At 62.8% G+C, this 23,712-nt stretch carries 25 protein-coding genes and 1 pseudogene; 13 read left to right on the forward strand and 13 right to left on the reverse strand.

The window, feature by feature from the left end; translation table 11 throughout:
- Positions 1-65 precede the first annotated feature (65 nt).
- The 9 genes from JI59_RS19345 to JI59_RS19385 all read left to right on the forward strand — a co-directional run bounded on the left by JI59_RS19345 (position 66) and on the right by JI59_RS19385 (position 7,717).
- On the forward strand, positions 66-1,523 hold the full coding sequence (locus tag JI59_RS19345) for a 3-hydroxyacyl-CoA dehydrogenase NAD-binding domain-containing protein (RefSeq protein ID WP_007014714.1): 1,458 nt from the start codon (positions 66-68) through the stop codon (positions 1,521-1,523).
- A 5-nt stretch (positions 1,524-1,528) separates the two neighbouring features.
- A complete protein-coding gene (gene paaI, locus JI59_RS19350) occupies positions 1,529-1,954 on the forward strand; it encodes a hydroxyphenylacetyl-CoA thioesterase PaaI (RefSeq protein ID WP_007014713.1) in 426 nt (141 codons plus the stop codon).
- A gap of 17 nt (positions 1,955-1,971) precedes the next feature.
- Positions 1,972-3,174 carry a 3-oxoadipyl-CoA thiolase gene (pcaF, locus tag JI59_RS19355; RefSeq protein WP_039858233.1) on the forward strand — a complete coding sequence of 401 codons (1,203 nt, stop codon included), beginning with the start codon at positions 1,972-1,974 and terminating at the stop codon, positions 3,172-3,174.
- Between the two features lie 73 nt (positions 3,175-3,247).
- Positions 3,248-4,246 carry a 1,2-phenylacetyl-CoA epoxidase subunit PaaA gene (gene paaA / locus JI59_RS19360; protein ID WP_007014711.1) on the forward strand — a complete coding sequence of 333 codons (999 nt, stop codon included), beginning with the start codon at positions 3,248-3,250 and terminating at the stop codon, positions 4,244-4,246.
- A gap of 24 nt (positions 4,247-4,270) precedes the next feature.
- Entirely contained in the window at positions 4,271-4,555 is a 285-nt protein-coding gene (paaB, locus tag JI59_RS19365) for a 1,2-phenylacetyl-CoA epoxidase subunit PaaB (RefSeq protein ID WP_039858148.1), read from the forward strand.
- On the forward strand, positions 4,555-5,307 hold the full coding sequence (paaC, locus tag JI59_RS19370) for a 1,2-phenylacetyl-CoA epoxidase subunit PaaC (RefSeq protein ID WP_039858147.1): 753 nt from the start codon (positions 4,555-4,557) through the stop codon (positions 5,305-5,307). The genes paaB and paaC overlap by 1 nt, the downstream gene beginning before the upstream one ends.
- Positions 5,308-5,313: 6 nt before the next feature.
- The gene (gene paaD, locus JI59_RS19375) at positions 5,314-5,817 is read left to right on the forward strand and encodes a 1,2-phenylacetyl-CoA epoxidase subunit PaaD (RefSeq protein ID WP_007014708.1); all 504 of its coding nucleotides are present in this window, start codon (positions 5,314-5,316) and stop codon (positions 5,815-5,817) included.
- 42 nt (positions 5,818-5,859) lie between these two features.
- Positions 5,860-6,936 carry a 1,2-phenylacetyl-CoA epoxidase subunit PaaE gene (gene paaE, locus JI59_RS19380; protein WP_007014707.1) on the forward strand — a complete coding sequence of 359 codons (1,077 nt, stop codon included), beginning with the start codon at positions 5,860-5,862 and terminating at the stop codon, positions 6,934-6,936.
- Positions 6,929-7,717 carry an enoyl-CoA hydratase-related protein gene (locus JI59_RS19385; RefSeq protein ID WP_039858146.1) on the forward strand — a complete coding sequence of 263 codons (789 nt, stop codon included), beginning with the start codon at positions 6,929-6,931 and terminating at the stop codon, positions 7,715-7,717. The genes paaE and JI59_RS19385 overlap by 8 nt, the downstream gene beginning before the upstream one ends.
- Before the next feature lie 8 nt (positions 7,718-7,725).
- Here JI59_RS19385 and JI59_RS19390 read toward each other — a convergent pair whose 3' ends face one another.
- Entirely contained in the window at positions 7,726-8,322 is a 597-nt protein-coding gene (locus JI59_RS19390) for a TetR/AcrR family transcriptional regulator (RefSeq protein WP_007014705.1), read from the reverse strand.
- 407 nt (positions 8,323-8,729) lie between these two features.
- Here JI59_RS19390 and JI59_RS19400 point away from each other — a divergent pair.
- A pseudogene (locus tag JI59_RS19400) lies at positions 8,730-9,859 on the forward strand (IS3 family transposase).
- Between the two features lie 185 nt (positions 9,860-10,044).
- Positions 10,045-10,914: an aldehyde dehydrogenase family protein gene (locus JI59_RS19405; protein ID WP_007014702.1), complete on the forward strand. Its 870-nt coding sequence runs from the start codon at positions 10,045-10,047 to the stop codon at positions 10,912-10,914.
- Positions 10,915-10,928: 14 nt separating this feature from the next.
- Here JI59_RS19405 and JI59_RS19410 read toward each other — a convergent pair whose 3' ends face one another.
- Genes JI59_RS19410 through atpD form a run of 9 tightly spaced genes read right to left on the reverse strand, consistent with a single transcriptional unit; the run spans position 10,929 to position 17,459 of the window.
- Positions 10,929-11,795 (reverse strand): F0F1 ATP synthase subunit gamma, encoded by an 867-nt coding sequence (locus JI59_RS19410; RefSeq protein WP_007014701.1) that lies wholly within the window; start codon positions 11,793-11,795, stop codon positions 10,929-10,931.
- The gene (locus JI59_RS19415; protein ID WP_039858226.1) at positions 11,788-13,344 is read right to left on the reverse strand and encodes a F0F1 ATP synthase subunit alpha; all 1,557 of its coding nucleotides are present in this window, start codon (positions 13,342-13,344) and stop codon (positions 11,788-11,790) included. Before JI59_RS19415 ends, JI59_RS19410 begins: the two co-directional genes overlap by 8 nt.
- On the reverse strand, positions 13,331-14,074 hold the full coding sequence (locus JI59_RS19420) for an ATP synthase F0 subunit B (RefSeq protein WP_007014699.1): 744 nt from the start codon (positions 14,072-14,074) through the stop codon (positions 13,331-13,333). Before JI59_RS19420 ends, JI59_RS19415 begins: the two co-directional genes overlap by 14 nt.
- Positions 14,075-14,078: 4 nt before the next feature.
- Positions 14,079-14,327, reverse strand: a complete 249-nt coding sequence (locus JI59_RS19425; protein ID WP_007014698.1) for a F0F1 ATP synthase subunit C — start codon at positions 14,325-14,327, stop codon at positions 14,079-14,081.
- Positions 14,311-15,021 carry a F0F1 ATP synthase subunit A gene (locus JI59_RS19430; protein ID WP_007014697.1) on the reverse strand — a complete coding sequence of 237 codons (711 nt, stop codon included), beginning with the start codon at positions 15,019-15,021 and terminating at the stop codon, positions 14,311-14,313. Before JI59_RS19430 ends, JI59_RS19425 begins: the two co-directional genes overlap by 17 nt.
- Complete coding sequence (locus JI59_RS19435; protein ID WP_007014696.1) at positions 15,018-15,302, reverse strand: ATP synthase subunit I; 285 nt, start codon at positions 15,300-15,302, stop codon at positions 15,018-15,020. Before JI59_RS19435 ends, JI59_RS19430 begins: the two co-directional genes overlap by 4 nt.
- Positions 15,299-15,586: an AtpZ/AtpI family protein gene (locus JI59_RS19440; RefSeq protein ID WP_007014695.1), complete on the reverse strand. Its 288-nt coding sequence runs from the start codon at positions 15,584-15,586 to the stop codon at positions 15,299-15,301. The genes JI59_RS19435 and JI59_RS19440 overlap by 4 nt, the downstream gene beginning before the upstream one ends.
- Positions 15,583-16,032, reverse strand: a complete 450-nt coding sequence (locus JI59_RS19445) for a F0F1 ATP synthase subunit epsilon (protein WP_007014694.1) — start codon at positions 16,030-16,032, stop codon at positions 15,583-15,585. Before JI59_RS19445 ends, JI59_RS19440 begins: the two co-directional genes overlap by 4 nt.
- Positions 16,029-17,459 (reverse strand): F0F1 ATP synthase subunit beta, encoded by a 1,431-nt coding sequence (gene atpD / locus JI59_RS19450; protein WP_039858145.1) that lies wholly within the window; start codon positions 17,457-17,459, stop codon positions 16,029-16,031. Before atpD ends, JI59_RS19445 begins: the two co-directional genes overlap by 4 nt.
- Before the next feature lie 233 nt (positions 17,460-17,692).
- Between atpD and JI59_RS19455 the strand changes: the two genes are divergently transcribed.
- Entirely contained in the window at positions 17,693-19,321 is a 1,629-nt protein-coding gene (locus JI59_RS19455) for an MBL fold metallo-hydrolase (RefSeq protein ID WP_007014691.1), read from the forward strand.
- Here the strand turns inward: JI59_RS19455 and JI59_RS19460 are convergent.
- From JI59_RS19460 to JI59_RS27770, 3 genes are all read right to left on the reverse strand, one after another.
- Entirely contained in the window at positions 19,312-20,202 is an 891-nt protein-coding gene (locus JI59_RS19460) for a ribose-phosphate diphosphokinase (protein ID WP_007014690.1), read from the reverse strand. The two genes, JI59_RS19455 and JI59_RS19460, sit on opposite strands and share 10 nt — an antisense overlap.
- Positions 20,199-21,686: a thymidine phosphorylase family protein gene (locus tag JI59_RS19465; protein WP_007014689.1), complete on the reverse strand. Its 1,488-nt coding sequence runs from the start codon at positions 21,684-21,686 to the stop codon at positions 20,199-20,201. Before JI59_RS19465 ends, JI59_RS19460 begins: the two co-directional genes overlap by 4 nt.
- A gap of 160 nt (positions 21,687-21,846) precedes the next feature.
- Complete coding sequence (locus tag JI59_RS27770; RefSeq protein ID WP_239000624.1) at positions 21,847-22,773, reverse strand: murein L,D-transpeptidase catalytic domain family protein; 927 nt, start codon at positions 22,771-22,773, stop codon at positions 21,847-21,849.
- On the opposite strand from JI59_RS27770, the gene JI59_RS19475 reads away from it, so the two are divergent.
- Positions 22,768-23,712, forward strand: a complete 945-nt coding sequence (locus JI59_RS19475) for a L,D-transpeptidase family protein (RefSeq protein WP_239000625.1) — start codon at positions 22,768-22,770, stop codon at positions 23,710-23,712. The two genes, JI59_RS27770 and JI59_RS19475, sit on opposite strands and share 6 nt — an antisense overlap.

Consider the following 23,712-nt stretch of genomic DNA (forward strand, 5'->3'; position numbering starts at 1 on the left):
TAATTAATAGACTGCCCGGTCAGGCGATTATTGGCAAGAGGCTTTTTTCGCGCTAGGAGCGGGGCATGGATATCGATGTTAAAGACGTGATTGGCGTGTGCGGCGCCGGGGTTATGGGAGCCGGAATTGCGCAAGTGGCCGCTGCCAGCGGACATCCTGTGGTCGTGTTCGACAAGGCTGGGGCTGCGCTTGAGAACGGCAGGGCGGCAATTGCCGGCGCGTTGGCGCGTCAGGTCGATCGCGGACGCATTGCCCATGAACAGGCAGAGGCGGTGTTGTCTCGGATTTTGTGGACCGATGACCTCGGCGCACTTTCCGGTTCTGCGCTGGTGGTCGAGGCGATTGTCGAACAGCCAGAGGCCAAGGCCGCGCTTTTTGCCGAAGTGGGGAGCGTCGTCGGGTCGCAATGCATTCTGGCCAGCAACACCTCTTCCCTGTCGATCGAAGAGATGGCACGGTTGGTGACGGTGCCATCCCAATTCGCCGGATTGCATTTCTTCAATCCAGTGCCGGCAATGAAATTGGTCGAGGTTGTTGCCGCAACTTGCACTGCGCCCGATGTGACCAATGCGCTGGTCGATCTGATGCGGCGATGGGGTAAGAGGCCAGCACGCGTTCGTGATGTTCCCGGTTTTATCGTCAATCGGGTGGCGCGGCCGTATTATGCAGAGGCTTTTGTCGCGCTCGGCGACGGCATGGCTGCAGCGGACATCGACACACTGCTGGAACAGGCGGGTGGCTTTCGAATGGGGCCCCTAGAGCTGACCGATATGATCGGGCAGGACATCAACTACTCGGCCGCATCCGGGGTTTACGATAGTTATGACGGAAAATCCCGGTTTCGCCCGCAGGCTACTCAGCGCGCCCTCGTCGAGGCCGGCAAGCTTGGCCGAAAGAGTGGTGAAGGCGTCTATTCCTACCCGGCGGGTCGCGGTGACCCGCAGGTGGTCGCTTCCTCAAAGAGTATGGGTGCAATCGCGATTTCTACGCGACCTTGCGCGATGGCCTTGTTCGCAGAGGCTCTGATCGAATCCGGCGTTCCCGTTTCGATTGATGACAACCTGCCAGAAGGCATCCTTTCCGCGGGCGGCTTGCGCATGGCGATGGGCGATGGACGGCCCCTGCGGTCGCGTGGAGATGGTGTGGCGGTCCTCATCGATCATGCACGCGACATAGTAAAGGCGCGCATGATCGGCGCAACGACGCAAGATCCGGAGGCACTCGGTACTGCTGCCAACCTTTTCGCCACGTTGGGAAAGGCCGTCATTGCCGTGCCCGATCGTCCAGGGCAGCTTGTGCTGCGGACGCTGGCGCAACTTGCCAACGCTGCGGCGGATGCGGTTGCAGACGATGTCGCCAAAGCGACCGACATCGACATTGCCATGCAGTATGGCGCCAACCACCCGGAAGGTCCGTTGGCCTGGTCAAAACGGTTCGGAGCGGCGGAGCTGGCCGATGTCCTTGGTAATATTGCCTCGGCCAGCGGTGACGAGATGTATCGACCCAACCGTTTTGAAGGGTGAAACATATGACTGAGCCAACGCCTGCGGAAATTGCCGCAGAACTTTTCGCGCGGGAAGGGACCGGCAAGGCCTGGGACTTGACTATCGAAGAGGTGGAGGAGGGCTTCGCCCGGGTGTCGATGCCGATCCGGACGGACATGACAAACGGCCATCGCACGATTCATGGCGGGATGATCTTTGCGCTTGCTGACACCGCGTTCGCCTATGCCTGCAACAGTCGCAATGTCGCGACCGTCGCGCAAGGAGCATCGATCGTTTTTCTAGCCCCCGCGAGCGAGGGCGAAACGCTGGTGGCTGAGGCGCGTGAACTCGCGCTATCCGGCCGCAGCGGTGCCTACAGCGTCTCGGTCGCGACTGGCGACGGCAGGGCAGTGGCACAGTTCCAGGGACATTCGCGCGCCATTGGCGGTGCGGTGATCGCCAAAGCTTAATGAAATCGGAGAAGACAATGACCGAAGCTTACATTTGTGACGCGGTTCGCACGCCCATCGGCCGGTTCGGCGGCGCGCTAGCACCGATCAGGGCCGACGAACTGGCGGCGATCCCTATGGCAGAGCTAGTAAAGCGCGTGCCGGCGCTGATCGATAATGTCGACGATGTTATCATGGGGGATGCGAACCAGGCGGGCGAGGACAATCGCAACGTGGCCCGCATGGCGGCGCTACTGTCCGGCATGGGAGAGGCTGTTCCCGGAACCACGCTCAACCGACTGTGCGGATCCGGCATGGACGCGGTCGCATTTGCTGCGAGGTCGATCATCGCGGGTGACGGCGATCTATATATAGCGGGTGGTGTCGAATCGATGAGCCGTGCGCCTTTCGTCATGCCCAAAGCCGAAACCGCCTTTTCGCGCAGCAATGCGGTCTATGACACGACAATCGGGTGGCGCTTCGTCAATCCGCGTTTGAAAGCCGAGTTCGGCGTGGATTCAATGCCTGAAACGGCGGAGAACGTCGCCCAGGATTTCGGCATCAGTCGAGAGGACCAGGACCGTTTTGCCCTCACCAGTCAGCAACGGACGGTGCGCGCACAAGCCAATGGCAGGCTGGCCGCGGAAATCGTTCCGGTCACCATCCCGCGTCGCAAGGGCGACCCCATCATCGTAGATTCCGATGAGCATCCACGCGCCGATACGACGATGGAAACGCTAAGTCGGCTGCGCCCGATCGTGAGGCCGGACGGCACGGTTACCGCAGGCAACGCCAGCGGAGTGAACGACGGCGCAGCGGCGATTATCGTTGCCGGGAAAGCTGCGGTCGAGCGCCTTGGCCTGACCCCGCGTGCCCGCGTCCTGGGTGCCGCTGTCGCCGGTGTGCCGCCGCGGATCATGGGGATCGGACCTGCCCCAGCCAGCGAAAAGCTGATGGACCGGCTTGGCCTGAAGATCGGCGATTTCGATGTGGTCGAACTGAACGAGGCCTTTGCTTCGCAGGGCCTGGCGGTGCTGCGCCGATTGGGCCTGCCCGACGATGCCGATCATGTGAACCCCAACGGCGGTGCGATTTCGCTTGGTCACCCGCTTGGCATGTCGGGCGCAAGGCTGGTGATGACCGCAACGGAAGAACTGCTGCGGACCGGTGGCAAGCGGGCGCTTTGCACAATGTGCATCGGCGTGGGGCAGGGAATCGCCATGGCGATCGAGCGGGTCTGAAGCTATTCAAAAGTAATTGATTGACCGGACGGTCTAATAACTGTATAAAGGTCCACGAGACGGAGGTTTTGCAATGTATACGACCGAATTCGACAAAAAGGCCGCAGAGGCTGCGCTGGCGACGATGTCGGACGAAGATGCAGAACTGGTTGCGGCGTTCGAAGCTCGTGTTGCCAACGATGAGTTCATCGAGCCGAATGACTGGATGCCCGATGCATATCGCAAAACGCTGACCCGGCAGATCAGCCAGCATGCCCATAGCGAGATCGTGGGCATGTTGCCCGAAGGCAACTGGCTGACCCGTGCACCCAGCCTGTCGCGCAAGGCGATCCTGCTGGCCAAGATTCAGGATGAAGGCGGCCACGGCCTGTACCTGTATTGCGCGGCGGAAACGCTCGGGACCAGCCGCGAAGAGATGATCCACGCGCTGCATGAAGGGCGCGCGAAGTATTCGACGATTTTCAATTATCCTTCGCTGAACTGGGCGGACATTGGGGTGATCGGCTGGCTGGTCGATGGTGCGGCGATCATGAACCAGGTCCCGCTGCAGCGTACCAGCTATGGTCCCTATGCCCGCTCCATGGTGCGAATCTGTAAAGAAGAGAGCTTTCACCAGCGGCAGGGCTACGACCTTCTGCTCGAGATGATGAAGGGTACGCCGGAACAAAAGGCGATGGTTCAAGATGCGGTAAACCGCTGGTGGTGGCCCTCGCTGATGATGTTCGGACCGCCGGATGACTATTCGCCTAACACCGCCCAGTCGATCCGCTGGCGCATCAAGCGCGATACCAATGATGAGCTTCGTCAGAAATTCATCGATGCCACGGTTCCTCAGGCGGAATTGCTAGGTGTGACGCTGCCCGATGCTGACCTGTCGTGGAACGAAGGCCGTGGTCATTATGACTTTGGCGCGCTGGCGTGGGACGAATTTTACGCTGTTGTTCGCGGCGACGGTCCGACCGCGAAAGAGCGCCTGAAAGCGCGCCGCGCAGCATGGGACGAAGGTGCCTGGGTGCGTGAAGCGGCCGATACCTATGCGGCAAAGCAAACCGCTGCTCGCGCCGCTGCCTGATCTGATAGGGAAAGGAAAATTCTTGTGAGCAAGGACTGGCCTCTTTGGGAAGTCTTCGTGCGGGCACGTGGCGGTCTAGATCACCGCCACTCGGGTTCCGTTCATGCGCCGGATGCTGAAATGGCACTGCGTCATGCCCGCGATACTTATACCCGCCGCATGGAAGGGGTTAGCGTCTGGGTTGTCAAATCCTCGGACATCACCGCAAGCGATCCGGTAAACGCAGGCCAGATGTTCGAGCCGGCGACGACGAAGATCTATCGCCACCCCACTTTCTACAACCTGCCCGAACAAGTGAAGCACATGTGATGAGCAAGACGCTTTTCAATTATCTGCAGGCGCTTGGCGACGATAGCTTGATTCTTGCGCAGCGGCTTTGCGAATGGTCAGGCAAGGCGCCGACGATCGAGGTCGACCTGACTCTGTCCAACATTGCGCTCGACCTTATCGGTCAGGTGCAGCTGTTCTTGGGCTATGCCGGAGAGGTTGAGGGTGAGGGCCGCGATGCGGACCGCCTTGCCTATCACCGCGCAGCGGAGGCCTTTCGCAATTGCCTGCTGGTAGAACAGCCGAATGGTGACTTTGCCCAGACGATGGCGCGGCAGCTGTTGTTCTCGACATACTGTGAGTTGCTGTTCGACGCCCTTTGTGCGTCGTCCGATCAGCGAATTGCTGAAATTGCCGCGAAGGCGGTGAAAGAAGTGCGCTACCACGCCGAAGTTGCTGCCGATTGGACCCTGCGACTAGGTGACGGGACCGAAGAAAGCCATACCCGCATGCAGGACGGTCTCGACTGGTTCTGGCGATTTGAAGACGAACTGTTTGCGGTTGGCGAAGGCGAATCGGGTCTGGTTGCGCAAGGGATTGCGGCAGACAAGACCGGGCTTCGGGCCGAATACGACCACCGCATCGACGCGGTGCTGGCTCCGGCAGGTCTGGAGCGCGGCGAAACCAGCTGGCCACTGGGTGGTGGGCGCGATGGCAAACATAGCGAACACCTCTCCCCTTTGCTGGCCGAAATGCAGGTGCTGCCACGCGCGCACCCCGACGCGCGGTGGTGATTGCCGATGGACGCCGCACCTCCTTTTGACGGCGCCTTGGCGGCCCGGATCGAGCAGGTGCTGGCCGATGTACCGGACCCGGAAATCCCGGCGGTTTCGGTTCTCGACCTTGGCATCGTGCGCGGGTTGGCCGTGGAGAACGGGCAAACGGTGGTCAGCATCACGCCGACATATACTGGCTGCCCTGCTACTCTGGTTATCGAACGGTCGATCCGCAACGCGTTAGACCAGGCCGGCTTGAATAACATTGCCCTGAAAAGGGTGCTTTCCCCGCCGTGGAGTACCGATATGATCAGCGATGCCGGCCGTGAGAAATTGCGCGCCTATGGCATTTCGCCGCCACCGTTCGGGGCCGATGCACGATCCTTGCGTGGCAACGACGCTGTTGCCTGCCCACGATGCGGTTCGCTCCATACACATGAGGTCAGTCGCTTCGGCTCGACCCCGTGCAAGGCGCTTTGGCAGTGCGACAACTGCAAAGAGCCTTTCGACAGTTTCAAATGCCACTGATGCGCCCGCTGCGCCCTATCGCGGCAGCACAGGAGTAACGCGATGTCCGTTCAGTTCCATCCGCTTGAAGTGATTGAGGTTCGTCGCGAGATTGCCGATGCCGTTTCGCTGCGCCTACGCGTGCCCGACGATCTGGCCGAGGCCTTTCGCTATACACCGGGACAGCATCTCACCCTGCGCACCGAAATCGCGGGGGACGATATCCGTCGAAATTATTCGATCTGTTCCGCTCCTCATGAAGGCGAGTTGCGGGTCGCGATCAAGCGGGTGCCGCAAGGCGCGTTCTCGACCTGGGCGAACGGCGAGATCAAGGAGGGGCAGGCGATCGACGTCATGCCGCCGCATGGCAGTTTTACCTGGTCTTTCGATCCGACGCGCGAGGGCAGCTATGCCGCCTTCGCCGTGGGATCGGGTATCACGCCGATTCTGTCACTGGTGAAGACCGCGCTGCGTGAGGAACCGCAGAGCCGGGTCGTGCTACTCTATGGCAACAAGACCAGCGATTCGATCATGTTTCTCAACGAAATCGCAGATCTCAAGGATCGCTATCTCGACCGGTTTCAGGTCTATCACTTCCTGACGGCGGAGGAAGGCGACATCGACCTGTTCAACGGTAGGCTCGATGCGGATAGGCTGCAGCGCGTGTTTGGTACATTGGTCGATCCGTCAACGCTGGATGCTGCGTTCATATGTGGTCCGGTAGTGATGATGGATACAATAGAGGCTGGGTTGAAGGACGCCGGAATGCCGGCGGATCGCATCCTGTCCGAACGCTTTACCTCCGGCGAACTTACCAAAGAACAACGTGCGGCCATGCGCGAGCTCGAGCAGGGAGCAGCGGGCAAGCCCATTTGGGTGACGCTGGAAGGGCGCCGCCGCAAGATCACGTTCGATCCTGACAAGGAAAGCGTTTTGGAAAACGCGCGCGCATCCGGGCTTCCCGCTCCTTTCGCTTGCAAGGCGGGCGTCTGCGCCACCTGTCGCGCCAAGGTTGTGAAGGGCGAGGTGCGGATGATCCAGAATTATGGCCTGACCGAGGCCGAGGTGGCGCAGGGCTATGTCTTGACCTGTCAAGCTGTTCCGGTTTCCGACGAAGTGGAACTCGACTTCGATGCCTGACGTGCTGGCCGAAGACGCCCTTTTGATTGAGCGCCCTACCGACGGCGTGCTCGTCCTGCAGCTGAACCGGCCCGAAAAGTTCAATGCGCTGGCCACGCCGTTTCTCCAACGGATCGCCGATGTCCTGACCGAGGCCGATGCCGACGTCAGCGTGCGAGTCGCGATTCTGACTGGTAGCGAGAAATGCTTTGCTGCGGGCGCCGACATCGGAGAGCTTCAGCGATCAGACGATACCGATCCGATCGAGGGTCCTCGTTTCCAAGCATGTCGCAGCATTCGCGCTTTTGCAAAACCGCTGCTCTGCGCGGTTGAAGGCTTCTGCCTCGGAGCAGGGGCGGAACTGATGTTGTGCGGTGACATCGTGATTGCGGGTGACGGGGCGCGGATTGGTCAGCCGGAAACCAACCTGGGCATCATTCCGGGCGCCGGGGGGACAGCGATCCTGCCGCGGCTTGTCGGGCGGTCTCTGGCCATGAAGATGGTGCTGACAGGCGAAGCGATTGATGCCGAACAGGCCATGCGCACCGGGCTGGTCGCCGATGTGGTGGCAAAGGGAAGTGCATTGCCTGCATCGCTGGAACTCGCGACGAAGCTTGCCGGGCGGGCTCAGGACGCATTGCAGGCTGCAAAGGCCAGCATCCTGGATTACGAGAAACTGGATCTAAACGCCCACCTACTGGCCGAACGGCATCGCTTTGTTGTCTTGCTCGGTAGTGCCGACAAGGCCGAGGGTGTGACTGCGTTCCTTCAAAAACGAAAGCCCGTCTGGTCCGGTTCTTAGCGCATCGTTTAGCGATCTGGCGCTACCATCGCGAAAGCCATGTCGGCCAGCCGATCGGGTGATACCGGGCCGTCAGGATCGTACCAGTTACTACTCCAGTTGATCATGCCGAACAGCAGCATGGTTTGCGCCCTTGCTTCTCCAGCCGATTCTGCCAGAGCCGGATCGATTTCGACCAAAAGGGCCTGAACCGCATCGATGATGCGACGCTGCTTCGCCACGATTTCCTGCCGCTTGTCATCTGGCAGGTGGTTTAGATCGTTGAGCAGGACCTTCTGCCGGCTGGCAGCACCTACATAATGCTTCATGAAGCGGCGGAGCAAGGCGGTCAGACGCTCTCTTGCCGTTCCCGGGCCTTCGCAAACCGAGACCACCTCGTCGACCAGGTCGTCAATGTGCGAACTCATCACCCCGAAGAGAACTTCTTCTTTCGAGCGGTAGTAGTGGTAGAGGAGCGATTTCGATGCATTGCAGGCGCGCGCGATGTCTGAGACTGTTGCGCTAGGAAAACCTGATTTCGCAAACAGCTCGGCGGCGCGGTCCAGTATAGCTTCGCGCCGTTCTTCATAGTCTGCAGCTTGAGGTCTTGCCATCTGCCCTTCCATAGTCTTCCAGCCAACATTCTAGACAGCAAGCCCGAAGAGCATCAATCCCTAGCCTGTCAACCATCAACGGTTTTGCGGGCACAGTCAGTGAAAATGTATCTGATTGACGAATGAGGCGGCGCGGGTAGGGCGGGGCCGCCTTGTCAGGTTATTCGCTGATGGGCGAGCGAAAGCCCGAGTCTGTAATCTCACGCTGCAGCAGCTGACACGGCCTGCCACTCCGCAAAAGCGCGGATTCGGAAAAGTCGCATGGTGTTTCTGGGGACAAGGTTACGCTGGATGTTGAACGTGTTGCAGATCGCTGAGTGGATAGAGACGAAGCGCTGGGCCTGGCCTTGGGACTTGAACTGAATAGCCCCTAGATTTCTGGACGCCTTCTATCCTAATTTTGAGGACAGGAGGCGATGATGGGGAAGCCTAATTTCAGCGATGAGTTCAAACGTGATGCGGTGGCCCAGATTACCGAGCGCGGGTATCCGGTAGCGGAAGTTTCCGAGCGGCTCCGTGTCAGTCAGCATTCGCTGTATGCCTGGAAGCGGCAACTGGCGAAGGTGATGTCTGGCGATGCCGGCAAGTACGCGGAGATCCGCCAACTGAAGCGCGAGTTGGCTCGGGTAACCGAGGAGCGCGACATTCTGAAAAAAGCCACCGCGTATTTCGCTCGAGATGCAAAGTGAGATACGCGTTCATTGCCGAGCATCGTGATCGTTTCGGTGTGCGGGCAATTTGCCGGTGTTTGGCCGTGCAGCCCAGCGGTTTCTATGCCTGACAGAAGAGCCCGCTGAGCCAGCGGGCACGGGAAGATGCTCGGCAGACGGCACTGATCCGGCAAGCCTGGAACGACAGCGGCTAGGTCTATGGCTACCGCAAGCTGCACGACGACCTGCTGGATCAGGGCGAAACCTGCTGTCCAAACCGCGTTGCCCGGTTGACCAGGCTGGCGGGTATTAAAGCGCAGATCGGCTACAAGCGCCGGCCGGGGAGCTATGGCGGCAAGCCGTCCCTGGCGATCGACAACACGCTGGATCACCAGTTCGATGTTGCTGCGCCAGACCGTGCCTGGGTACCAGACATCACCTATATCCGCTTTGCCTATCTGGCTGTCGTGATCGACCTCTATTCTCGCCGCGTGGTGGGTTGGTCGATGCAGAGCCAGCAGACCACCGATGTAGTTCTGCAGGCGCTGCACATGGCGGTTTGCCGGCGCAAGCCGAAGCAGCGAGTGCTGATCCATTCGGACCAGGGCTCGCAGTTCACCAGCATGGACTGGGCTGCCTTCATCCGGGCACACAATCTTGAACACTCGATGAGCCGACGCGGTAACTGCCATGACAACGCCGTCGCCGAGAGCTTCTTCTCCTCGCTCAAGCGCGAGCGCATTCGGCGCCGGACCTACAAAACCCGCGAGGAAGCCCGACAGGACGTGTTCGATTACATAGAGATGTTCTACAACCCTGTGCGCAAGCACGTCAGGAACGGGATGCTGTCACCTGTCGAGTTCGAATTGCAGAAGATTTTGAAAGCCGAAGGCGTCTAGAAAACTAGGGGCTACTCAAAACTCTGTATCTTTCGATCTCTTCGTCGGACCGGAAGATGTGAGTTCTCCGCTCGAATATTGTCTCGCAATCGACCAGGTTGATGACCGTCGACACAGCCGAGAACCTTCATCGCCGCCGGATATGATTTCAATCCGTCGGTAACGATGGCTTCGGGAACGGCACCTTGGTTCTTGGGCAGCTTTCTCAGCAATTCGAGGTCGTGGCCGGCATCTCGCCCTGGAACTTCCCGGTGGTGCTTTCGATCTGGAAGATCGGCCCTGCGCTGCTGACGGGCAATACCATGGTGCTGAAACCTTTGCCTTTTACGCCGATGACGGTCCTGCGGATCGGCGAACTCGTCCGTGACTTTGTTCCCGCAGGCGTGCTCAACGTCATCGCTGGCGGAGATGCCCTTGGCCCGATGATGACTGCTCATCCAGGCTTCGACAAGGTCAGCTTTACCGGCTCCACTGCGACGGGGAGTAGGGTGATGCAAAGCGCTGCTCCTACTCTGAAACGGCTGACCCTTGAGCTTGGTGGCAATGACGCCGCCATCGTGCTGCCAGATGTCGATATAGCCGAGACGGCCCAAAAGCTTTTCTGGTCGGCCTTCACCAACAGCGGGCAGGTTTGCGTTGCCACCAAGCACGCCAAGCACGCTTATGTACACGAGGACATCTACGACCAGTTCCGCGATGCCCTGTCCGAGCTCGTCGCCTCGACACCAATGGGCGATGGCAGCAAGCAAGGCGTGGCCTTGGGCCCGATCCAGAACAGGCCGCAGTATGACCGGGTGGAGGACCTTGTCCGCGATTTTGAGGTACAAGGCTATCATCTTATCCAGGGGACGGCGCCGGATGGTGAAGGCTTTTTCGTGCCTGCCACGCTGGTCGACAATCCGCCGGAGGAAAGCCGGATCGTTCAGGAAGAGCAGTTTAGCCCTGTCCTGCCGATAATCAAATTCAGCTCGGTCGATAACGTCGTCGAGAAGGTCAATGGCACGGAACGACTCCTGTCCTACACCGAGCCGAAGACGTTTCTCAGCGCGACTTGAAGCTTGACTGTTGATTATGGAATGGCCCGCCTCCCACCGGAGGCAAGTTCAATGACTTCTTCGGTAATCTGTTCCTGCCGCATGAGTCGCGCCCTGGCGGCAAGTTCGTCGCTGCGGCGGGCCACGTTTTCGCGCGCCGCGACCATGGCCTGCATGCGCGCCTCGTTCTCTGCTGCGAAAGAAAGGACAAGCGCTTCACAGATCTCGGCGAAAACGTATTCGTCGGCCAGCTGCGCAAGCAGCCTTTCCGGTGGCAGCTGAATTATCGGCGGCTGGGCCCTGGCGAGAGGGGCGAAGCGCGAAAAGTCGAAGGGCAGGAGCGGGCGGACTTGCACCGGGCTCTCGGGCTGCTGCGCGTCGGTCGCGGCGTGAACGAGCAGCACCTCGCTGACCTCGCCGTTCGCAATACGATCGAACAGGGCATCGGCGATGCGGTTGGCGAGTCCAGCGATCTCCTGCGCATGGGTCGCCATCGGGGCGGACCAGTTGACGGTAAGCACGCGTTCCGACGCGGCCGAAGCAGCGTGACTGCCGACGAGGAGAAGTTCGCAGCTCGGAGTTCGGCTCGACCTTGTCAGCGGGGTAAGGGCATCGAGAAGTCGGCCGTTGAAATTGCCGACGAACCCCTGCTCCGCGCCGATTGCCAGAACGATGGATTTCCGGTTCCCGCCTTTAGCGGCATTGACGGGCGCCTGGGGGACAAGCGCAAGCGCCTGGGCAATCGCCTCGCCTATTGTCCGGGCATAAGTCTGGATACCGGGAAGCCTTGCCTTGGCTTCGCGCAAGCGAGCCGCGGCAATGGCGCGCACGGCGCCGATGACGGATGAGAGCTGGTGAACGCTTTCGATCCGCGCTTCGACTTCGGCAAGCCGCTCAGCCATGGTCCTGTGCCTTGTCGGCCAATGCACCGACGATGTCTGCAAGGCGGGTCAGGTCGGCATCATCGATCTCGGAATTGGCGTTGATCCTGTAGACCAGATCGCGGGCGCCGCAGGCCAGTGCGCTATCCACCCGGCTCTGCAAGGCGGGGATCGTCTCGGGCGCCGCTGTATCGAGTTTTCCGGCATTGAGAGCGGCAAGAAGCGCCACTTGCGCTGCGCCCGACAGGCCCGCGAAGCGGTCCTGCGTGAGAACCGCGCGAATGCGCTCGCCGCGTATGAGAACCGGCTTGAAGCGCTGGTCCGACATTCCGCCGAAGCGGGTAAACATTTCCAGTTCAAGGAACTGGGCATAGTCGAGCCTGATCCGTCCCGATACCTGCCGCAGCGCGCGGCGCTGTGCCTTGCCGCCCACGCGGCTGACGCTCAGGCCAACGTCGACGGCGGGGCGCTGATTGGCCGCGAACAGGTTCGTGCTGAGGACGATCTGCCCGTCGGTGATCGAAATGAGGTTAGTCGGGATATAGGCTGAAAGATTGCCTGCATCGGTCTCCGCAATCGGCAGGGCCGTGAGCGAGCCGCCGCCAAGCGCAGGCGAGAGATGCGCCGCGCGTTCCAGCAGCCGAGCGTGCAGGTAGAAGACGTCGCCGGGATAAGCCTCGCGGCCGGGAGGCTCACGCGTCAGCAGGGCCAGTTCGCGGTGCGTGGCGGCGTGCTTGGTCAGGTCGTCGATGACGATCAGCGCGTCCTGTCCCCGGTCGCGGAAATATTCGGCCATGGTCATACCGGCGAAGGGCGCGATCCACTGCATGCCGGGACTGGCCGCGGCAGAGGCGAGCACGAAGATGCAGCTTTCCGGCGCGCCGTGGGCTTTCACCGCCTCGATCACCCGCTCGATCGCCGTCGCGCGCTGGCCGACCGCGACATAGACGCACACCACGCCGGAATTCTTCTGGTTGACGATGGCGTCGACGGCGATGGAGGTTTTTCCCGTCGCCCGGTCGCCGATGATCAATTCGCGCTGCCCGCGGCCCAATGCGAAGAGGGAGTCGACCACCAGGACGCCGGTCTCGACGGGCTGCGACACAAGGTCGCGCTCGATGATCGCCGGGGCCGGGCGCTCGACCGGCCAATGATCGGCCGGGGCGATGGCATCGCCTTCGTCCAGCGGGCGGCCGAGCGGGTCGACGATCCGGCCAAGCAGATCCGGCCCCACCGGCACCCGGACGACATCGCCCGTTCCCGACACGCGCGTGCCTGCCTCTATGCCTGTCAGGTCGTCGAACAGGACGGCGCTGATCGCGTCTTCGTCGAGGGCAAGGGCGAGCCCGGTCTGCCCGCCCTCGAAATGAAGCAGTTCGTTGAGGCGGACTTCAGGCAGGCCCTGGATCCGGGCAATGCCGTCGGCGACATGGGTGACCCGGCCGAAGGTTTCGGCCTTTGCAGACAAGGCAATCCCGGCAAGCCGTTCGCGCTGGCGCGCCAGCCAGTCGTGCGCAAGCGGATCGTCGGCTGCCGCGCCGCCGGGTTGGGATGGCTTAGTGCCGGTCATGGTCATCCAGTCCGTCCAGCACATGGCTCAGGTCTGACCGCAGCGAATTCTCGATAGCGGCCATGTCCGTTTCCAGGGCAAGGCCGCCAATAAGTTCGGGGTCCACCACCGTGTCGAATTCGACCTCCCGGCCCAATGCGCGCGTTAGGGCCGCGAGCAGCGCTTCGCGGTCGTCCGGCGAAGGCGTGCGCGAGAGGCTGACGGTGAGCGGCTTGCCTTGCAGCCCGATCCGCTCGCGCACTTCGGCGGGCAGCGAGGCGAGGGCATTTTCGAAGCCGCCGAGAAACCCGGTGAGGGGGATCTGCTTTGCCGGGCCTTGCAGCAGCCTTGCGGCGATTTCCGTCGCCAGCCGGCTGGCATCGTGTTCTACCTGCTCGGCTGCTTGCGCGCGCAAGTGCGTGCTCGCGTTCTTCGCGTCCTCTTCGATGCGGTGGGCTTCCTTGCGGGCGGCCTCGACAATTGCGGTGCGAGTGGCCTCCGCCTCGGCCTGTGCTTCCTTGATCAGTTGCCGCTTCTGGCTTTCCAGCGCGCCGCGCTCGCGCTGCGTCCCGGCAAGGGCCTCTGCCGCCTTCGCACGTTCTGCTTCGGCGTCGCCTAGCAGCTTTGCCGCCGCTTGCTGGCGCTGGGCTACAATGCGCGCCATCGGCTGGAACAGGAAGCGTCCCAGCAGCCACAGGAGCACCAGCAGATTGACGGTCTGCAGGCCCAGTGTCCACCAGTCGAGGTGCATCAGTTCACTTCACGAAGGGATTGGCGAAGAGCACGAGCAAGGCGACCACGAGACAATAGATCGCCATCGTCTCGATCATGGCGAGGCCGACGAAAAGCGTGCGGGAAATGGTGCCCGCTGCATCGGGCTGGCGCGCTATGGCATCCATGGCCGCTGCGACCGCGCGGCCCTCGCCAAGCCCCGGGCCAATCGCTCCGAACGATACGGCGATGGTGGCTGAAAGGATGCTGATTTCCTCAATCGTCATGCACATCTCCCTGGCTGGTCGTTGGATTTCTGGATGGGGTGCCCTCGCTGATCGCGGCGCCGATGAAGACTGCGGCGAGAATGGCGAAGATGTAGGCCTGCACGGCGCCCGTCAGCAGATCGAGCGCCATGAGCGGGATAGGCGCGAAGAGGCCGGCAAGCGAAAGGATGATGCCGATCACGAAGACCCCGCTCATGACATTGCCGAAAAGGCGGATGATCAGGGAAAACGTGCGCGTCAGTTGCTCTATGATGTTGAGCGGTATCATGATCCAGCTGGGCTGCGCGAACGTCCTGAGATAGCCGCCTGGGCCGTTGACCCGCACGCCGTGAAAGAGCGTGGCGGCCAGCACGATCAGTGCCAGCGCGGCGTCGGTCTCCAGATGGGCTGTCGCCGGTTCGACGCCGGGGAGCAGGCCGGACCAGTTGGCAATCAGGATGAACAGTGCGATCGTGCCGATCAGGGCGCGGTAGGGCGCCGGATCGGACTGCATGACTTCGCGAACCTGATGGTCGATGGCACCGGTTACCAGTTCTGCGGCCGCCTGTACCTTTCCGGGGCGCAGTGCAAGGCGGCGGGTCAGCAGGATCGAGCCGAGCGTCATGACCGCCATGATCGCCCAGGTCGCGATGACCGGCTGGGTGATCGGCACGGGCCCGATGTGGAAGACCGGCTCGATGGCAAGCGGAGAGGCGTTCACGGCGTTTCCTCCTTGCCAACCCTTCGCATGACCAACCTGCGTCCGACGAGAACTCCGGCCGCGCCGCCCAGCAGGCAGCCCGCGCCGACCCGCGCCATGACGTAGAGCGCGGCGGCCAGCACGGTCATCCGGGCAAGCTGGAGCAGGGCGGCGCGCATGGCCCTGCCTTGCAGGTAATCGCCGCTGACCTGCAGCAGCGAGCGGAAATGGATCAGGCCGAGCAGCAATCCCACTGCGAAACCGGCCAGAGCCTCAAGAGCGATCGGGGCCAGCTGCATCATCCGATGCGTCCATGCATCCAGCGCCAGGCAGACCAGAAGCCAAGGGCCGCGCCCAGCATCAGGAAAGCGGCGGAAAAGACGATCCCGGTGGCCAGGTGCCGGTCGATCCAGCGGCCGACGAACAGGGCGAAAAGCATGGGCAAGACGATCATCCAGCCCAGCACGCCAATCTGGCCCAGTCGCGCGCCGAGCGAGGGTTCGGGCACATCCTTGCCAAGGCGGGCGCGTCGTTCCTCGTTGCGCGCGGCTTCGGCCAGGCGGTCGTCGGGCGGGTCCGCGGTCATGGCACCTCTCCTTCGAGGATGGCGCGCAGCGGATCGCCGCTACCCGGGCGCAGATAGCGCATGAGCTGGCGAACCGCGCGTGCATGAAGCTGCGTCTGTGCGACCCGCGCCTTGCGCTCCGCCTCGCCCTGGCTTTCGCGCATGGCGGCAACTTGCGCTTCCAATGTGTCGAGCCGCTCGCCGCAAAAGGCTTCGCGGCAGGCAATGGCAAGGTGCCTGCCGCCGCTCAGCGTGAGGACGCCGCCGCGTACCGCGCAATAACGCATGGTTCCATCGGCCTCGCACCAGCGCACGACCGAGGCAGGCAGCGCCGTCAGGAGATCGGCATGGCCCGGCCGCAATCCGAAGCTGCCGCTCTCGTCCATTGCCCGCACCGAGCGCACACCCTCGACCGAAACCACCGAGGCTTCAGGCGTCGCGATGGAGAGGTGGAGCCCGTCGTTCATGCGGCGGCCTCCCTTGCGGCGGATTCCTTCGCCCGGGCTTCCTCGAGCGGGCCGATCATGAACAGGGCGCTTTCCGGCCAGTCGTCGCATTCGCCATCGAGGATCGCCCGGCAGCCGGCGATGGTGTCTTCCAGCTTCACTGACTTGCCGGGGGTCCCGGAGAATGCCTCCGTCACTGAGAAGGGCTGCGTCAGGAACCGCTGCAGCTTGCGCGCTCGCCCGACGATGCGGCGGTCCTCGCTGCCCAGTTCCTCCATGCCGAGCAGGGCGATGACGTCCTGCAGCTCGCGGTAATGCTCGATCGCCCGGCGAACCTCGATGGCGACGCGGGCATGTTCATGTCCGACGATGGCAGGGTCGAGGAGGACCGAGGACGAAGCGATGGGATCCATGGCCGGATACATGCCCTCTGCAGCCATCGAGCGCGACAGGACGACCATGGAATCGACATGGGCGGCAATCGTGGTGACGGCCGGGTCGGTGAAATCGTCGGCAGGGACATAGACGGCCTGAATGGCCGTGACTGCGGCCTCGCCGACCGAAGCGATGCGTTCCTGCAGCGCGGCCACTTCGCTGGCCAGCGTCGGCTGGTAGCCCACGCGAGAGGGCAGGCGGCCCAGCAGGCCGGACACTTCTGCGCCCGCCTGGACGAAGCGGAACACGTTGTCCATGAGCAGCAAGACGTTGCGGTGTTCCTCGTCGCGGAAATGCTCGGCGATGGTAAGTGCGGTCATCGGCACGCGCCAGCGTGCGCCGGGCGGCTCGTTCATCTGCCCGTAGACGAGGACGGTGCGCTCCAGAACGCCGGACTCGCGCATGTCGAGCAACATCTCGTGGCCTTCGCGCGAACGCTCGCCGACGCCTGCGAAGACCGAGATGCCCTGATAGCCGCTGACCATGGCGTGGATCAGTTCCATGACCAGAACGGTCTTGCCCACGCCGGCCCCACCGAACATCGCCGCCTTGCCGCCGTGGGAAAGCGGGGTCAGCAGGTCGATCGCCTTGATCCCGGTCAGGAACAGCTCTGTCGATGGGCCCTGGATCGCTATCGGCGGAGGGGGGCGGTGGATCGGACGGCGCGGCGTGGCAGGCGGTATCGCCGGTCCGTCATCGCCGGGGTTTCCGACCACGTCGATGAGCCGGCCCAGCACGGCCTGTCCGACCGGAGCGGTAAGCGGACCACCAAGGGATCTTGCGCGCTCTCCGCGCCTGAGGCCGGCAGTCGCCTGCAGGGCAATGCAGCGCACCGTGTGCACATCGAGGTGGGCCTGCACTTCGGCGATGATGCTGGTCCCGCCGGTCTCTTCGATCAGCACGGCCTCTTCGATCGCGGGGAGCTTACCCGGCTGGAAACGGACATCGACCACAGCCCCGCGAACCGCCACGACCGTGCCATCGCTGTGCTCGGTACGATCCGGTACTGCCATCGAAGGTCACCTCCGAGACTGGTCAGGGCGCCGCTTGGCCCGAGACCGAAAGGCCGCTGCCGCGACAGGCTGGGCACAGGATGGCGCAAACCGCTCCAAAAGCACAGCCTTTCCGCCATCTGCTGTAAAGGCTATGTCCTAGACCGGGCGGGCGATCCATGATCCAGCGCAATTACGCAGCCGATTGCACGTGGCAGGCATGGGAGAGGCCCGTATGAGAGGAGAGCCAGCCCATGGCCGACGAAGACACGCTATCGCTCCGTTTCCATGGTGCAGCCGGGACCGTCACCGGATCGTGCATGGAATTCCAGCTTGGCGGACGGCACTTGCTGGTCGACTGCGGCATGTTTCAGGGCTCGCGCAGTCTCGAAGCGCTCAACCACGGGTCCTTCGATTTCGACATCGACAAGATCGATGCCGTGGTCCTCACTCATGCGCATATCGATCACTGCGGGTTGCTGCCCAAGCTTGTCGCACAGGGCTGGAAGGGAAAGATCTGGTGTACTCAGGCAACCTCCGATCTGCTGGAATACATGCTGGGCGATGCCGGGCGCATCCAGGAAAGCGAGGCGGAGAGGCATAACCGCAGGCGCGACCGGGCGGGCGAGGAGCGCTTCGTGCCGATCTATACCGCGGAAGATGCCCTGAAGGCCTGGCGCATGTCAGAGCCGGTCGAGCGCGAAGAGTGGTTCGAGCCGGTGCCCGGATTTCGTGCCCGCCTCTGGAATGCCGGCCATATCCTTGGTTCTGCTTCGGTCGAACTGATGGTCGGCGGCGTACACATTCTGTGTTCGGGAGATCTCGGCCCCGAGCACAAGGCCTTCCATCCCGATCCGGAAGCGCCGGCGCAGCTCGACTACGTCATTTGCGAATCCACTTACGGCGACCGCGCGCGCCAGAAGCTGACAATGGCGCAGCGCCGCAGCCAGCTCGAGCGCGAGATCAAGGACGCCATTGCACGCGGCGGCAACCTCGTGATCCCGACTTTCGCGCTGGAACGCACGCAGGAACTGCTGCTCGACATAGCGCGTCTTGCCGATGCCAACCGCATTCCCAATGTGCCGGTCTTCGTCGATTCGCCGCTGGCAAGCCGGGCGACGAAGGTCTTTGCAGCCCATGCCGATGAACTGGAAGACATCTGCGGCGACGACATCTTCCATCATCCCGCAATCCACTACGTCGAGGACGTGAAGGAATCGATGCGGATCAACACGCTGTCGGGGGCGATCATCATGGCCGCCTCGGGCATGTGCGAGGCAGGCCGCATCCGCCATCATCTCAAGCACAACCTGCACAGGCGCGAATCGACGGTCCTGTTCGTGGGCTTCCAGGCGCAGGGCACGTTGGGCCGTGTCATCCTGGAAGGGGCGAAGCGGGTGCGCATTTCGGGTGAGGACATCAATGTGCGTGCGCAGATCAGGCGCATCGATTCCTATTCTGCCCATGCCGACCGCGACGAGCTGCTGGCCTGGATCGCGGCGCGGCGGCCCATAGCCGGCAGCCTGTTCCTGAGCCATGGCGAGAGCGAGGCGATCGCGTCGCTCAAGGCGCAGGTGGAAAAGGACGACCCGAAGCTGCGCGTGATCAAGCCGCAGATTGGCGAGGTCTATGCGCTGGGCGCAGGCGAACCGGCGCGGCGTACGCAGACCGGCCGGCTCGATCTGGAGCAGATGGCCGGCACCGACTGGCAGAACGAATACGCGGACTTCGTCTCGAACCTCAAGGCGCACCTGGGCAAGATCCGCGACGAAAAGGCGCGCAAGCAGGCGCTCGGCGACATGCGCCGTGTTCTCGACAGTTACAACGAGGCGCGCGAACGGCAAAAGCGCCGCCACGCGCCGGGCGATAACGATCAGGTCTGAAGCAGGCCCGAGGACTTGAGGGCATCGGCGAGGAGCGGTGCCAGCGTCGGTCCGCAAGTCGGGCCGGGAATGCTGTCGGTCGAGACGATGCGCGCGATCCCGCTGGCTGTCATGCGGGCAAGGTCTTCGCTACTGGCGAGGCAATGCGTTGCCAGCGCCTCGATGCGCTGCGCACCGGCTTTGCGTAGGGCACCTGCTGCGGCGATCAGCGTCTCACCGCTGGAAATGACGTCGTCCACCAGGATCGCTCTGCGCCCTCTCGCCTTCTCGATCCCGGCAATGGAAAGCGCGACCTTGCGATCGCCGAAGCGCTCCTTGCTGCCGAGCAGCGTGTCGAGGCCGAGCGGCCGGGCGATGCTCTCGATCCACTGACGCGATTCGCTGTCGGGTCCGACGATGACCGGGTCTTGCCCGGCCTCTATCGCGCTGGCCAGAACCGGGGCGGCCGAGAGGGCTATCGCGGGAATGCCCGGCACGGCTTGGGCCAGGGTGGCCACGCGGTGAAGGTGCGGGTCGACGGTGACGATGCCGTCGAAATGCGCGGCGATGAGCTGCCCGATGACGCGCTGGCTTACCGCTTCGCCCGGTTTGAAGGCCATGTCCTGGCGCATGTAGGCGAGATAGGGCGCGACCAGTACCACGCGCCGCGCGCCGCCGTCGCGCGCTGCCGATGCGGCAAGGATCAGTTCGATGAGCTTGGCGTTGGGGTCGTTCAGCGAGCGGTGAAGAATGACCGTCGGCGCGCTTCGCGGCACCTGCACGAGGCTTTCGAGGTCCGGGAAGCGGTGCACACCGACCTTGTCGCAAGGCAGTCCCAACTGCGCCGCCAGTGCTTGCGCGCTGGACAGGGAATGCGCAAAACCGAGGACGAGGGCGTTCAACGCAGGACCTCGTAGCCGCTGTCCTCGCCAGCCAGATCGCGGGCAAAGCCCAGGCCCGTCTCGGACTGGGCGTGGATACGATAGAGCGCCTCTCCCTTGCGGACCTGTTCGCCGACCTTGTGCAGCAGGTCGATGCCTGCACCCTTGTCCATCGGCGCTCCGGCAAGGCGGGCGATGCGGGCGATCACGTGGCAGTCGATCATGCTGATGCGGCCGTCGAGCGGCGCGCAGACTTCATGTGTGAATTCGCCCGGCGTGAATTTTTCGGACTGGCGGCCCTGTGCATCGATCAGCCGTTCCATGGCCTCCAGGGCGGCGCCTGACGCCAGCATTTCCATCGCCCGGGCAAAGCCCCTTCCGCCCTTGAGTTCGGGATCGAAATCAAGAATGTGCCCGGCCAGCAGCAGCGCCCGGTCGCGCAGGTCCTCGGGCGCGTCGGCGTCGTTGCGCAGTACCGCCATGACATCGCGTGCCTCCAGCACCGGCCCGATGCCGCGCCCGATCGGTTGGGAGCCGTCGGTGACGACGACGTTGATCTCTATGCCCAGCTTGCCTGCAACATATTCGAACAGCTTGCGCAGGCGTACGGCTTCGCTTTGCGAGCGGACCTTGGCGGTCGGCCCTACTGGAATGTCGAGCACGAGATGGGTCGATCCGGCCGCCAGCTTCTTGGACAGGATCGAGGCGACCATCTGTTCGAAGGTATCGATGCGCAGCGGACGCTCGACGGAGATCAGGATGTCGTCGGCGGGAGAAAGGTTGACCTGCCCTCCCCAGGCCAGGACGGCATGTTCCTTCGACACGATCGCCTGCATGTCCCTGGCGCACAGATTGACATTGGCGAGCACTTCCATCGTGTCGGCGGTACCCGAGGGCGAGGTGATCGCGCGCGAAGATGTTTTGGGCATGATCAGGCCGTGCGCGGCCACGATCGGCACGACGATCATCGAAGTGCGGTTGCCGGGAATGCCGCCGATACAATGCTTGTCGACCACCAGCTGCGATTTCCAGTCGAGCTTCTCGCCCACGTCGGCCATGGCGCGCGTGATCGACAGCGTTTCCTGCGTGCTCATGAAGCCGGCGCAGGCCACGAGGTAGGCGCCGATTTCCATGGGCGAATAGCGATGGGCGGCGATGTCGCGCACGATGGCAACGATTTCGCTGTCTTCCAGTGTATCCCCGTCGATCTTGCGGCGCACGAATTCGAGGCTGACCGGCGGGCGGGCCTGTTCGATCACGACTTCGGCGCCTTCGGGCAGGCCGAGCCGGCGGAAGGCCTGTTCGCCCAGTCCGATCTCGCCTGCCGCAAGCCACTCGCTTTCGTCCACGAGCGCGAGCGTGGCGAGAATCTCGGAGGTTTCGCTGCCGATCCGGATCTTGCGCAGCGCCTGGAACTGCTCGGCCGAGTAGCCATTGCCGTGTCGCAGCAGGAATGCGGTGTTTTCGGGATGAGTGTCGATGGCGAGGCGTTTTATCTTGAGCATCAACGACGACCTTGCATTGCCTTGGCTCCTTGTAACCCCGCCATGCGCCTATTGCACAGGCGCCCGCGCTGTTTCTTGACCCTCGTCAATGCGATGAAAATCGAAGCTGGCCAAGAGAACAACAGGATCGGCCAAGGATGATGCAGCGGTGAAACGAAGCCTATTTCGAGGCAAAGAGCAGGCGACCTTCGCCGAGGTGGCCGAGCACTTCGTTGATGTCGTGAACCGGCACCGAGAAGCATCCCAGGCTGCGTCCGATCCTGCCGCTGATGCGCGCCATGTGCGGGTTCACATAGTCGGCCCCGTGCATCACGATGGCCCGGCTGGCCGCATTGCTGTTGTCCGGGTCGAGCCCGACGAGCCGCCCCGAGCGGCCGTGCTTGCCATAATAGGTGGAGGCCGTCAGGAAGCCGCCGCGGCAGGAGGCATTGGAGCCCGGTCGATTGGAAAAGCGCTCGACAAAGCCGCTGTTGCCCGGGTCCGAGCCGCGTCCATGCGCAACGAAATAGGTCTGCAATATCCGGCCACTGGACAAGTCGACGATCTGGAAGCGCGGATTGCGCGAAGGCTGGGAAAAATCGACCAAACCGACCACGTCGCGATGGCGGATTCGGGATGCATGGGCATCAAGAGCGGCCTTGGCCTGTGGCAGCAGGTCTGGTGCATCCGTAGATCGGACCGCAGCAAAAGCGCGCGGTGCGACCAGCCCCGCAGTACCCACAAGCACGCCGCCAATGATATGGCGCCGACTGAGAGTCATGGTATGGAAATCCTCAATTCCGTTGTCCAACAGGTAAGGATGAGGGCGGCGATTTTCAAACCGATCCTGGCCCTCGGGCGCGTAATGCACCGGATACCGATTGTATTCGCGACATTCTTTTTGACCTTGCATCCAGCGCAGGCGCAGGAGCCGATCCCTTGGTCTCCCGCTACGCTGGAAAGGTTGGAGGCCTGGATTGCCAGGGCTCCTGACGATGCCTTGCCGGTACTCGATACAAAAGAGTTGCGAAGAGCGCAGGCGCGCGGCGACGGTTTGTCTGTATCGCATGCCGCGACCGAACTCGCCCTGCGCCTGGCGCGCATGCACCTGCTTGGCGTGTCCGGCGCAGGTCAGCGAGCGGGCTGGCACATTGCCGACAGCGATGCTGCCGTCGACTTGCGCGAGCGCCTGGTTCGCGCCGTGACACTGGATGCGCTCGATTACTACTTTGCCGGCTTGCAACCGCGCAGTGCCCAATATGCGGCGCTGCGCAGGGCCTTCGCCACACAGGACGATCCGCAGCGCCGGCTGATCCTGGCGCGTAACATGGAGCGCTGGCGCTGGCTGCCCCAGTCGTTGGGGCAGGACTACGTGCTGGTCAACGCAGCGGCCTTCGAGGCCGAGCTGTGGCGAAAGGGGCAGCGGGCGGGCACCTGGCCGGTGATCGTCGGCAAGCGTTCGACGCCCACACCGGCCTTCTCGGCTCGCATCACCGGCGTCATCCTCAATCCCTGGTGGGTGGTGCCTGCCAGCATCGTGCGCGAGAAGCACGGCGTGTTTCCGGCGAAATTGGGCTATGTCCGGAGCGGCGGTCAGATCCGTCAGAAGCCGGGGCCGGGCAACGCCCTTGGCGAAGTGAAACTCGACATGCCCAATCCTTTCACGGTCTATATTCACGATACACCGGCCAGGGATCTCTTCGCCAAGGACATGCGCGCATTCAGCCATGGCTGCATCAGGATCGGCGATGCTCTGGGTTTTGCAACGCGGTTGCTGGACGCACGTCACAGCCGCCAGGAAGTCGATGCCATCGTCGCCACGCGGGAGACGACGCGCCTGCCGCTCGACAACGAGCTGCCGGTCTATATTGCGTACTTCACCGCAGCCGCCGGGGAGGAGGGTGACGTTCACTTCTTTCCCGATATCTACAGGCGCGATGACCGGATAGGCGACCCCTCGGCCGGTGGGGCGAAAGCCAGAGCGCCGAGGGCCCTGGCGCCGCTCCCCGCCGCGCCGAAAGGCAGCGGCAAGGCCTGCGCGGGCTGA

This window comes from Novosphingobium pentaromativorans US6-1, from assembly GCF_000767465.1.
Classification (GTDB): Bacteria; Pseudomonadota; Alphaproteobacteria; order Sphingomonadales; family Sphingomonadaceae; genus Novosphingobium; species Novosphingobium pentaromativorans.